This is a genomic window from Bacillus sp. PSXD-155 (genome assembly GCF_049310765.1).
GTDB classification, from domain to species: Bacteria; Bacillota; Bacilli; order Bacillales; family Bacillaceae_G; genus Bacillus_A; species Bacillus_A cereus.
The window spans coordinates 1-10622 of record NZ_JBMOWC010000093.1 but is presented as its reverse complement, the minus strand read 5'-3'; the positions used below and the strand labels follow the sequence as shown (position 1 = coordinate 10622).

Genomic DNA, 10622 nt, shown 5'->3' with positions numbered 1-10622 from the left:
TTTTAAAACGGGTATGTTTATATTGTTATGCTTACTATATGGAAAGGAATATTACGATGAACGCCATTCACTCTACTACTATTTCTTATAATGAAACACCTACAATAACTCAGATTCATCATTTTTATGCTTTAATGACAACATTTCAAGCTAATTTGTTTATAAGTAAACATGGAACAATGACATCAATCAAAAATTTAAGCACTCTAGTATCCTTTTTCCTTACTGTAAAAAAGAAAGATCTTATATTATTTATTTTTGAAGGAATAGATGCAAAAAGAGCTTTAAGAACACTCTTCCCTTCTTAGAATGTTTGTTATCCTCTATTCCCTCGTTTACTACCTTTCATATATGTTTTTATATTTCAAAATGATTTCCTCTATAAAAAAAGAACCCCCTAATACAATAGGGGGATTTCTAGTTTGGCCTTATGAAAACTGATATAATATATATTACGTTTTTCATTCTTTAAAATAGAAAAGTTTTAATAACCTTGAAGGTAGGAATTTTTAATGAACTCGAAAGCAAAATTTAGTATTCGCTACAAAATTATGGCTGGTTATTTAGTTATCATTTTGTTCTTACTTGTTTCTTTCATTATGTTAAACAATGAGATTTCCAGCTTACAAAAATCTCGTAATTTTATTATTGATCACGATTTTAAAGTTCTCAATTTAACGAATCAAGTGGAGAAAGAGTTACTAACAATTGAAAATAAAGCGAAAGGGTTTATCATTTCTAATAACCCTAATTACGTGCAATCCCTTAACTCTGCGGAAAAGGATTACGAAAAACATTATCATGATCTTTTTGCTTTATTAGAGGATAACCCCTCTCAGCAAGAAAAATTAAAACAGATTAACGAAAACATTACTAGTTGGATTAATAAAGAGATTCACCCACTCATTACAAATAATAATAGTAATAATGTACAAACAATCGACACGACTCAAATTCAGTCCTTACAGTCACAGGTAACTAACTTCCGGAGCACTGAGGAGCAATTAACGAAAAAAAGAGCAGCACAATTAGATATTGAAAATAATAAATTAGAGATTTGGTTATACAGTTTATTGTTCTTACTTTCTTGTATTTCCATTATCGTTTCACTCTATATTTCGAATTCCATTACAAAAACGATTAAAAATGTAATTCAAGCTATTAAATCAATTTCTTCTAAAGAAAAAATTACGGAAAGAATTCATGTAAATACACATGATGAAATAAAAGATCTTGCTCATACAACGAACCACCTACTAGACGAAATATCGAAAAGAGAGTGGTTACAAACTGAGCTCGCAGAATTAATTTTAATGTATCAAGGTGTATCTTCTATTGAGATGTTAGGTAAAAAAATTCTTAGTGGAATTATACAAAAAACGCAAACTTCTTGCGGTGCATTTTATGTACGTGAAGAATATGAAGAAACTGTCTACTATGTGAAAAAAGCTTCTTTCGCCGATCAAGGTGCTGATATTGGAAAACCATCCATTAAAATGGGTGAAGGTTTCATTGGACAGTCTGCCTTAGAAAAGAAAAGTTTTATTCTCAGGGATATACCAGAAGAGTTTCGGTATGTCACTAGCGGAGTATTAGAAATACGTCCTAAAAATCTACTAGTCATCCCTATCTTATTTGAGGATGAGGTGATTGCAGTAATGGAGTTAGTAAGTGTAACTGAGATTTCAGACTTACATCAAGATTTAATTCAACAAACTATTAATAATCTAGGTTTAACAATCCATAGCATTATAGGACGTATGCGAATTCAAACTCTTTTACATGAATCACAAGCAATGACAGAAGAGTTACAAGTTCAATCAGAAGAATTACAAACGCAAGCTGAAGAACTACAAATGCAAGCTGAAGAATTACGAACAACGAATGAACAATTAGAGTCTAGAACTGAAGAAGCTGAACAAAAGACAGCTGACTTACAAATTACCAAATCAGAATTAGAAGAAAAAGCAAGCGAGTTGTTACGCAGCTCAAAATACAAATCTGAGTTCCTAGCAAATATGTCACATGAATTACGCACACCGTTAAATAGTATTTTACTATTATCTGAAATGTTAAGAGAAAATCATGATAATCATTTATCGGATGATGAAATTGAACTAGCAACTGTCATTCATTCATCAGGGAAAGACTTACTTACTTTAATTAATGACATACTAGATTTATCTAAAGTAGAAGCAGGCAAACTAGACATCATTTTTGAAGCAACGAACATAAGTGACATGGCAGCCAATATGCATCAAAACTTTTTACATATAGCTGCACAAAAAAATGTCGAATTTACGATTGAAGACAGTGATACGATTCCTAATCTGTTTTATACAGATGCAAAACGGATCGAGCAAATTATTAAAAACTTATTATCCAATGCATTTAAATTCACAGAAAAAGGATCCGTTTCTTTACATTTCGATTCAATAGAAACAACCAATTTAAGTCATGATATGCAGTCTATAAGTAAAGATTGGATTACAATTTCAGTAAAAGATACTGGTATTGGTATCGCTAAAGAACAGCATCAACTTATTTTCGAAGCCTTTCAACAGGCAGATGGAGCAACGATTCGAAAGTATGGTGGTACAGGACTAGGTTTATCTATTTGTAAAGAGTTTGCTAGATTGTTAGGTGGTTGGATTACGTTAGAGAGTAATGTAGGAGAAGGTAGTACTTTCACGGTATTTATTCCTAGCCTTCCAAATGGATTACATGATATACAGTTATCCAATTTAGAAGTCGCAGCAACGATAGAAGATGTTATTCCTGCTGAAGTTGTTGAAGAAACTATCGTTACTACCGAAACAAATAACGTCTTCCAAGAGAAAACCATTTTAATTGTCGATGATGATCATCGAAATATATTTACGTTACAAAATGCATTAAAAAAACAAAATGCCAACATTATTACTGCCCAAAACGGCTTAGAGTGTTTAGAAATACTAAAAAGTAATACAAATATTGACCTTATTTTAATGGATATTATGATGCCTAATATGGACGGTTATGAAACGATGGAAAATATCCGAATGAACTTAGGGTTACATGAAATACCTATTATCGCATTAACTGCTAAAGCAATGCCAAATGATAAGGAAAAATGTTTATCTGCTGGCGCTTCAGATTATATAAGTAAACCATTAAACCTACATCAACTCTATTCGGTAATGAGTGTATGGTTAATAAAATAAGTGAGGTTTAGTTGGAGTGGAAAATAAGTATTATAATTTTGATCCATCAGTAGATACGGATGAGCGCACGAACTTAGAAATTGAATTATTATTGGAAGCGGTATTTAAACTATCAGGATTTGATTTTCGCCAATATGCTCGTACATCTATTTATAGAAGGATTTGTAATCGAATGCAGCTCTCTAATATCCCAACCATTTCAAAATTAATTGAAAAAGTAATTCACGAGGAAGGGGTTTTAGAACAGTTATTAAATGATTTCTCGATTAATGTAACTGAGATGTTCCGTAACCCTGCCTTTTTTAAAGCACTAAGAGAGCATGTTATTCCTGAATTGAAAAAGCAACCTGAAATTAGAATTTGGCATGCTGGATGCGCAACTGGTGAAGAAGTATTATCGATGTCCATCTTACTTCACGAAGAAGGATTAAGTGAAAAGTCGGTTATTTACGCAACAGATATGAATACAAATGTGTTAGAAAAAGCAAAACAAGGCATCCTCCCGTTAAATAAAATGCAAACTTATACGAAAAACTATTTACAAGCTGGCGGTACACAAGCATTTTCTAACTATTATTCAACAGATAATCGTTTTGCTTATTTTAATCCTTCACTGTTACAAAACATTATTTTTGCACAGCATAATTTAGTAACCGATCAATCTTTTAACGAGTTTCATATTATACTTTGTCGTAACGTTTTAATTTACTTTACAAGTAAACTTCAAAATCAAGTGCAGCAACTATTTTATGAAAGCTTAAGTCACAATGGATTTCTATGTTTAGGAAATAAAGAAACTCTTCGTTTTTCAAAGATAATGCCACATTATACCCAATTTAATCCTAGTGAACAAATTTATCAAAAAATACAATAAAAAACGTATGAAATCCTCTGTTTGGATTTCATACGCTTTTTATTTCGCATTCGTTTGTATCATAATGAGACACATATCATCTGATTGCGCTTTCTTTTGTTCTTCCTTGTAAAACCCTTCTATCTCGCCTTCTAAATCTCCCCATTTTCTTTCTGTAAAAGTACGTAATTTCTCTTCAGACTCAAATTCATCATTTGCAATGGCTTCAAGAACACCATCTGTAAACAATAATATTTGAGCGTTCTTCTCAAAAGGTATAACTGTTTTTTTAACTTTTATTTCATCAAAAAATCCTACCGCACAACTCCCGCGATCTAGTTCAACTACATTTGTTTCATCAACTAAAACATATCCAGCAGGATGCCCTGCATTTACATATTCAACTGTTCTATCTTCTGTATTAACAACTAAGTATATGGCCGTAAAATAATAAGGAATATTATCATTTTCATTATGTAAAAGGGTCATATATTTATTTAACTCTTTAATAACGAGTTCTGGATCAATTAAACATTTAATTGTTTCACGTAATACAGACGAAATAAACATACAAACTAATGAAGCAGATATACCATGTCCCATCACGTCTAATAATATAATACCGTAGCGGTTTTCATCGATTTTATACCAATAATACATATCTCCAGCTAATTTAAATGAAGGTAAGTAACTTGCTTCAATTTTTATATAATCTTCTCTTAATGGGCTACTTAATAAGTTTCTTTGTACTTGCGTAGCTAAATCTAGTTCATTCCGAAGATTTTCTTCTTGTTCTTTATGCCAATTTAATTCTGATTTCAAGCGTAACGCTACACGCATACGTGCTAATAGTTCAACTTTATTTATAGGTTTCGTAATATAATCCATTGCCCCCATATCAAGAGCTTCGGCCAATTTATTTGCATCCTCTAAAGCTGTAACAAAAATAATAGGAATATCTTTAAACTTCTCCTCTTTTTGTAATCGCCTACAAACTTCAAGTCCATCAATTTCAGGCATCATAATATCTAATAGTATTAAATCAATTTCATTATGCCTGGAAGAATCTTTTCCAAACTGTATGTATTCGAAGAGCTCTTGTGCAGAATTGAGCGATACAAGATCATGATATCCGGCTTGTTTTAAAATCTTCTCAATTACAAAGATGTTAACCGGATTATCATCGACAATTAAAATGGACACAAGTTATTTCCCCTTTTCTTATTTAAAATGTAAATCTATTATCATTTTCTATTTTTCTAGTATTACATACTCAGTTACAAAATGAAAATTTCTTACTCAAACATATTTATACAACAAAAGAACAAACCCCTAGAAATAGGAATTTGTTCTTTCACTCTATAAATTTCTACTTTTAATTTAAAACCATTGCTTTATCATTTAAAAGACGATCTAATTCTTCCATATGATTAGTTTCATCTGCAATCATATCTTCTAGTTTTACAACTAACTCTGTCATATTTAATTTCGCTGCCTGTTCTTTTCTCGTTTCATAACGCTTAATTGTTTCATATTCTGATTGTCTAGCGGATTCTAACATTTCTCTAACATCTTCTACTTGTTTCACTGGTAAAGGGATCGTAGTAGGTGTACCACCTAGCGTCTTAATTTTCTCCGCTAAATATAGGGCATGTCCTTGTTCATCACTAATTTCAGATTCAAAGAAAGGTTTTAACACTTGTCTATATATACCAGAAACTGTAGCTGCATTATGGTTATACATAATAATTGCTGAGTATTCTCCTGCTAAATCTTCATTCAATCCTTCGATTAGTTCTTTCACATCGTGTGACATTTTCATATCTCCTCCTATACTTAATAAGTACCCCTTTTCTCATGTTTTAAACATAATTATTTTAAATTTTTATGTATCTAAAAACGCGGCTTGCTTCAATTTACTTATCGCTTGTCTTTTAATACGAGAAACGTGCATTTGTGAAATACCTAACCGTTCCCCTGTATCTTTTTGATTTAAATTTTCTCCAAATATATAATGAATAACACTCTTTTCCGTATCATTTAATACGTTAAAAATATCCTTTAAAACGAGACGCCTTTCTGTCTCTTCATATCCTTGCTCTACTTCACCTACAGATTCAATTCTCGCTACCGAACTTCCATCAGATGAATTTTCAACTACATCATCTAAGGAAGATACTCGATAATTATTTTTCGCATCCATAATCTCTAGAACTTCCTCTTCCGATAGTCCTAAATGATTTGCAATTTCTATTATCTTCGGTGAACGTTGCAGGTGATCTGTTAACTCCTCTATCGCAAGTTTAATTTTCCCGCCCAAATCTTTAATTCGTCTTGGAACGTGAATGCCCCAAGTTTTATCACGTAAATACTTCTTTATTTCCCCTACTATCGTAGGTATTGCAAAAGGCTCAAAAGCATTCCCTATCGAATAATCATACCTTCTTATTGCACCTAAGAGCCCTAACATCCCTACTTGTATAATATCCTCATGCATCGGCCCGCCTTTTGAATAGCGATATGCAATGGAATATACGAGATTTTTATAATGATCAACTAACCTTTCCTGCGCTTCATTACATTGGTTTTGTTGGAATTCTGCAATTAGCTTAATAACGTCTTCTTTAGTAAGAGTTGTAGGTTGAGATTGGATTTCCATCATTCTCCACCTGCTCTCTTTGTATATATTTTGTCATTAAAACTGTCATGCCCTCATCATGCATAATTTGTATATCATCCATTAATGTATTGATTAAATATAAACCTAAACCATTTTCCGGCAAATGTTCTACTGGTTTACTAATATCATACGGACCAACTTTTCTTTTTAAGTTATTAAAATCAAAGCTAACCCCATTATCCGCAACCATAATTTCTAATCGATCTTCATATAGCCCAAAGACAATTGTAATTTCTCCAACGTCTTCTTTGTATGCATGTTGTACAATGTTTGTACACGCCTCACTAATAGCAATTTTCATATCTTCTATATCGTCATAAGCAAAGCCCATTCGATTCGCAACACCAGCCATTGTTAAACGAATAATAGCCACATATTCTGCCTTTGCAGGAATTTTCATTTCTATCTTTTCAAATCTCTCCATCATCCCTAGTCACCTTCTTTCTACTTTTTCAAAATCGGAATTCAAATTTAATATTTCTGTTAACCCTGTAATATCGAATAATCTTTTTAATCTTTTAGATACACCGATAAACTCTAGTTTTCCATCATTTTTCTTAACTGCTTTTAATAGCGCTATAAAAACACCTAAACCAGTACTATCCATATAATCTACGTTATGAAAATCTACTACGATATGAACCTCTTTTTCGCTTGTAATAGGCATTACCTTATTTTTTAAATCTGATGCCGTATACGCATCAATCTCACCATTAAGTTGTACCGTATAACCTACATCATTTTGCAAAATATTTATTTCCAAATTCATCATTTCCGCCCCCTTATCTCGAACTTTTACTATTTAATTACCCATAAAAATTAGTTTTAAACATATTTTTTTATTTTTATTATAAATAAAGTGAAACTTTAATCAGTGGGGGTTTTCTTCATCCCCCACTGATTATTAGTTGAACCAATCGGACTTTTATGGGCAGTTGATCCCCCACCTAATTTCTTTGCTCTGCTAAATTTTGAGGTGGGGGTCTTACTGCCCGTTAAAGCGGGATAAATTTTCTACACCTTTCTCGGCTTAACACGTAAAAAATACTATCAAATGTTTAAAACTTATAAATTTGTGTATGTATAATGTATAAACATTATTTTTAGGGGGATCTATCTATGGAAGAGCACAGCTTTAAAAAGGGAGATTTCGTTCAATTTTCTTATCGACACGATCATGCTACAAAATTAGTTGGTTCCATTATTAACATACTAACGAATACAATTGTAGTTGATATAGGTAATAACGAGAACTTATCTCATATAGAACCGAGGCAGGTCGTAAGAATAAATAATTGTGAAAAAGTAACGACGGTTTAATACATAATAAAAAGTGTAATTTCAATGAGTGGGGGCCTTCATCCCCCACTCATTCCTATGTAGATTACATTAAAAAAGCATCCAAATTAGTTTAATTGGATGCTTTTTTATGTATATTTATCAGTTCATTAATTTTATAGCTATATATAATAAACTTAAGATTACTATTCATTATCATACTTACGCTTTCCGCAACATTCTAGAGAAGAATGTAACGATTAAAATAAAGACGATTGCACCTAATAACGCTGGAAGAACGAAAATGCCTCCCCATTCAGGACCCCAATGACCAAATAACGCACTACCTACCCAAGATCCAATTAATCCGGCAATCACATTACCAACTATACCTAAAGGAAAGTCTTTTCCCGTAATCATTCCAGCTAACGCACCAATAAGTCCACCTACAATACACGTAATAATAAGTCCCACAATTAAACCTCCTATATTGTTTTTATATTTGATTTATCAAGCTTTGGTATGTAACCAAAGCTTGATAAACATGTATTATTCTTTATTATCCAATCCATCACTTATCTTTTGTTTCACTTTTCCGACTTTTTCTTTTATAGTTCCCTTCGTCTTCTCCCACTTCCCTTCATTTTTCAACTCTCTATCTTCTGTAACTTCACCAATCCCTTCTTTTACTTGTCCTTTTTTCTTTTCAACTTTACCCGTAATTTGTTCTTTTAGACCGCTCTCACTCATATTTCCCATCTCCTTTTCGTAATAGATTTATAGATTTAAAGGATACAAATTTAAAGAGAATACGTGCATCTTCTTTCTTGTAACCATTCACCGACTCTTTCTAAATCTTTAACGAATAACAAGATTTTTCCTTCATCCAGCTTTTCTTCGTAGAAGTTTGCTTCTTCCTCATTAAGCCCTAACTCCTGCATCTTATTTCTTAACTGATCTCCCGTTTTTTGAAAGACATTAATAATGCTTGTCCCAAGTCCTTCCTCTTTTATTCCAATCGTGTTCACGTCTGCATTATCTGCGATTCTATCTGTCCTCTCTTTCTCATGTGTTAACACGTAAATATCTTTTTGTTCTATTCCTTTCTTCACTAGATCATTCGCCGCATTCATGACCTCTTTCTCCGTAATAAATTCATATACAAAAGGTTTACTATACTTCGTTTCCATCTTTAACTTCCTCCTTTAAAATGAATTATTTGTTATATTATATGTAGTACACCTATTTTCGAAATGTTAAACATAAAATATGAAAAAAATTATGTGAATTTTAATTTTAATAGAAAATGAACAACATCATTTACCACTTTAAAACATCTTCTCCTTACAATAACTACCTAAATTAACAGAAAATTGTTATAATTAAATTTAAGGAGGGATACTATGAAAAAAATCATATCTATATGCGCTCTAACCGCTCTATCTTTCACTTTAATAGGTTGTACAAGCACCTCGGCTACAGATAAAGCTTCACAAGTTAAGCAAGAACGCACACAACATACCTTTCAATTAAACTCCGCAAATATTTCAGACATTGAAATACTAAAAACAACAAATCATACTACTTCCAAATCTCAAACAGATAACGAAGAAATGATAAAATCTATCGTTTCAGCAGTTCAAAATGGAACACCTAAAACAATCACTTTAGATCAAAAAAAGAGAGAATCTGCACATTCTACTATTACCGTTACATATAAAGATGACTCAAAAGAAGAATTTCTTGTATGGGTTGATAATAAAGAACAAATTACAATCGCTAAAAATGAGAAGAAAGATAAGGTAGACAGTGTGATAGTGAATATTAAAGATGCTAAAATGATGAAGGATTTCTTTTAAAATTCTAGTTAACGTTAAAAAAAGAGTAGGATTATGAAGTGACCCCTAAAAGTTAGACACGGTTATTTCATTAGGCAGCTTGATAAAAGTGAGTCCGGTATTGTACTGGGCTCATTTTTAATTTTGCCTTAATCCGTTTCGTATTATAATAATCTATATATTTTTCTAATTCTATTTTAAAGTGCTCTACATTTTCAAATTCTTTTATGTAGAGGAACTCCGACTTCATAATCCCAAAGAAATTTTCTATTACTGCGTTGTCGTAACAGTTGCCTTTTCGAGACATACTCTGGACGATAGCTCTTGATTCAAGTGTCCGGACGTACTGTCTCATTTGATAATGCCATCCTTGATCCGAATGCATCAGTAGCTGGTGGGTTTCAGGTAAACGTTCCAATGCTTTCTCTAACATGCCTGAAACAAGCGAATACGTCGGTCTAGAACCAATTGTATAGGTAATAATTTCACCATTATACAAATCTAATACAGGTGATACATACAGTTTTTCTCCAAACAATTTAAACTCTGTGATGTCTGTTACCCACTTTTGATTCGGTGCATCTGTATGAAAATTACGCTCTAAAATATTAGGTGCAATTCTACCGACTTTTCCTTTATAGGATTTATATTTCTTCATACGCACAACACACTTTAACCCAAGCTCTTTCATAATGCGCTGAACCTTCTTGTGGTTCACTTTCTGGCCACGATTCGTTAATTCATCACGAATGCGACGGTAACCATAACGA

At 32.2% G+C, this 10622-nt stretch carries 14 protein-coding genes; 5 read left to right on the top strand and 9 right to left on the bottom strand.

Annotated elements, in window-relative coordinates; translation table 11 throughout:
* Positions 1-56 precede the first annotated feature (56 nt).
* The 3 genes from ACO6VI_RS32145 (at position 57) to ACO6VI_RS32135 (ending at position 4077) form a co-directional block, all read left to right on the top strand.
* A complete protein-coding gene (locus ACO6VI_RS32145; protein ID WP_000991350.1) occupies positions 57-308 on the top strand; it encodes a hypothetical protein in 252 nt (83 codons plus the stop codon).
* Positions 309-512: 204 nt separating this feature from the next.
* The gene (locus ACO6VI_RS32140; RefSeq protein WP_001084964.1) at positions 513-3203 is read left to right on the top strand and encodes an ATP-binding protein; all 2691 of its coding nucleotides are present in this window, start codon (positions 513-515) and stop codon (positions 3201-3203) included.
* A gap of 16 nt (positions 3204-3219) precedes the next feature.
* A complete protein-coding gene (locus ACO6VI_RS32135) occupies positions 3220-4077 on the top strand; it encodes a CheR family methyltransferase (protein WP_000429045.1) in 858 nt (285 codons plus the stop codon).
* A gap of 39 nt (positions 4078-4116) precedes the next feature.
* Here the strand turns inward: ACO6VI_RS32135 and ACO6VI_RS32130 are convergent, their stop codons facing one another.
* The 5 genes from ACO6VI_RS32130 to rsbV all read right to left on the bottom strand — a co-directional run bounded on the left by ACO6VI_RS32130 (position 4117) and on the right by rsbV (position 7508).
* Positions 4117-5259, bottom strand: a complete 1143-nt coding sequence (locus ACO6VI_RS32130; RefSeq protein WP_063546676.1) for a fused response regulator/phosphatase — start codon at positions 5257-5259, stop codon at positions 4117-4119.
* A 172-nt stretch (positions 5260-5431) separates the two neighbouring features.
* Entirely contained in the window at positions 5432-5872 is a 441-nt protein-coding gene (locus tag ACO6VI_RS32125) for a ferritin-like domain-containing protein (protein ID WP_000017755.1), read from the bottom strand.
* A 69-nt stretch (positions 5873-5941) separates the two neighbouring features.
* Complete coding sequence (sigB, locus tag ACO6VI_RS32120) at positions 5942-6718, bottom strand: RNA polymerase sigma factor SigB (RefSeq protein ID WP_015055091.1); 777 nt, start codon at positions 6716-6718, stop codon at positions 5942-5944.
* Complete coding sequence (gene rsbW, locus ACO6VI_RS32115; protein ID WP_003269702.1) at positions 6681-7163, bottom strand: anti-sigma B factor RsbW; 483 nt, start codon at positions 7161-7163, stop codon at positions 6681-6683. The genes sigB and rsbW overlap by 38 nt, the downstream gene beginning before the upstream one ends.
* Positions 7164-7169: 6 nt before the next feature.
* Positions 7170-7508 (bottom strand): anti sigma b factor antagonist RsbV, encoded by a 339-nt coding sequence (gene rsbV, locus ACO6VI_RS32110; RefSeq protein ID WP_002106052.1) that lies wholly within the window; start codon positions 7506-7508, stop codon positions 7170-7172.
* A 347-nt stretch (positions 7509-7855) separates the two neighbouring features.
* Between rsbV and ACO6VI_RS32105 the strand changes: the two genes are divergently transcribed.
* Entirely contained in the window at positions 7856-8056 is a 201-nt protein-coding gene (locus ACO6VI_RS32105; RefSeq protein ID WP_000391019.1) for a hypothetical protein, read from the top strand.
* A gap of 180 nt (positions 8057-8236) precedes the next feature.
* Here ACO6VI_RS32105 and ACO6VI_RS32100 read toward each other — a convergent pair whose 3' ends face one another.
* From ACO6VI_RS32100 to ACO6VI_RS32090, 3 genes are all read right to left on the bottom strand, one after another.
* Positions 8237-8488, bottom strand: coding sequence for a GlsB/YeaQ/YmgE family stress response membrane protein (locus ACO6VI_RS32100; RefSeq protein WP_000522903.1), 252 nt, complete (start codon positions 8486-8488; stop codon positions 8237-8239).
* Positions 8489-8563: 75 nt separating this feature from the next.
* Complete coding sequence (locus ACO6VI_RS32095; RefSeq protein ID WP_000004263.1) at positions 8564-8764, bottom strand: CsbD family protein; 201 nt, start codon at positions 8762-8764, stop codon at positions 8564-8566.
* Between the two features lie 50 nt (positions 8765-8814).
* A complete protein-coding gene (locus tag ACO6VI_RS32090) occupies positions 8815-9204 on the bottom strand; it encodes a general stress protein (RefSeq protein WP_000448820.1) in 390 nt (129 codons plus the stop codon).
* 213 nt (positions 9205-9417) lie between these two features.
* On the opposite strand from ACO6VI_RS32090, the gene ACO6VI_RS32085 reads away from it, so the two are divergent.
* Complete coding sequence (locus tag ACO6VI_RS32085; protein WP_000720864.1) at positions 9418-9873, top strand: hypothetical protein; 456 nt, start codon at positions 9418-9420, stop codon at positions 9871-9873.
* A 70-nt stretch (positions 9874-9943) separates the two neighbouring features.
* Here the strand turns inward: ACO6VI_RS32085 and ACO6VI_RS32080 are convergent.
* Positions 9944-10622 (bottom strand): IS3 family transposase (locus ACO6VI_RS32080; protein WP_422423579.1); only part of this gene is annotated, 679 nt, incomplete at its 5' end.

Coding starts and splice junctions, on each gene's coding strand:
- ACO6VI_RS32145 (WP_000991350.1), top strand. CDS start 57: ATGAACGCCATTCACTCTACTACTATTTCTTATAATGAAACACCTACA.
- ACO6VI_RS32140 (WP_001084964.1), top strand. CDS start 513: ATGAACTCGAAAGCAAAATTTAGTATTCGCTACAAAATTATGGCTGGT.
- ACO6VI_RS32125 (WP_000017755.1), bottom strand. CDS start 5,872: ATGTCACACGATGTGAAAGAACTAATCGAAGGATTGAATGAAGATTTA.
- sigB (WP_015055091.1), bottom strand. CDS start 6,718: ATGATGGAAATCCAATCTCAACCTACAACTCTTACTAAAGAAGACGTT.
- rsbW (WP_003269702.1), bottom strand. CDS start 7,163: ATGATGGAGAGATTTGAAAAGATAGAAATGAAAATTCCTGCAAAGGCA.
- rsbV (WP_002106052.1), bottom strand. CDS start 7,508: ATGATGAATTTGGAAATAAATATTTTGCAAAATGATGTAGGTTATACG.
- ACO6VI_RS32105 (WP_000391019.1), top strand. CDS start 7,856: ATGGAAGAGCACAGCTTTAAAAAGGGAGATTTCGTTCAATTTTCTTAT.
- ACO6VI_RS32095 (WP_000004263.1), bottom strand. CDS start 8,764: ATGAGTGAGAGCGGTCTAAAAGAACAAATTACGGGTAAAGTTGAAAAG.
- ACO6VI_RS32090 (WP_000448820.1), bottom strand. CDS start 9,204: ATGGAAACGAAGTATAGTAAACCTTTTGTATATGAATTTATTACGGAG.
- ACO6VI_RS32085 (WP_000720864.1), top strand. CDS start 9,418: ATGAAAAAAATCATATCTATATGCGCTCTAACCGCTCTATCTTTCACT.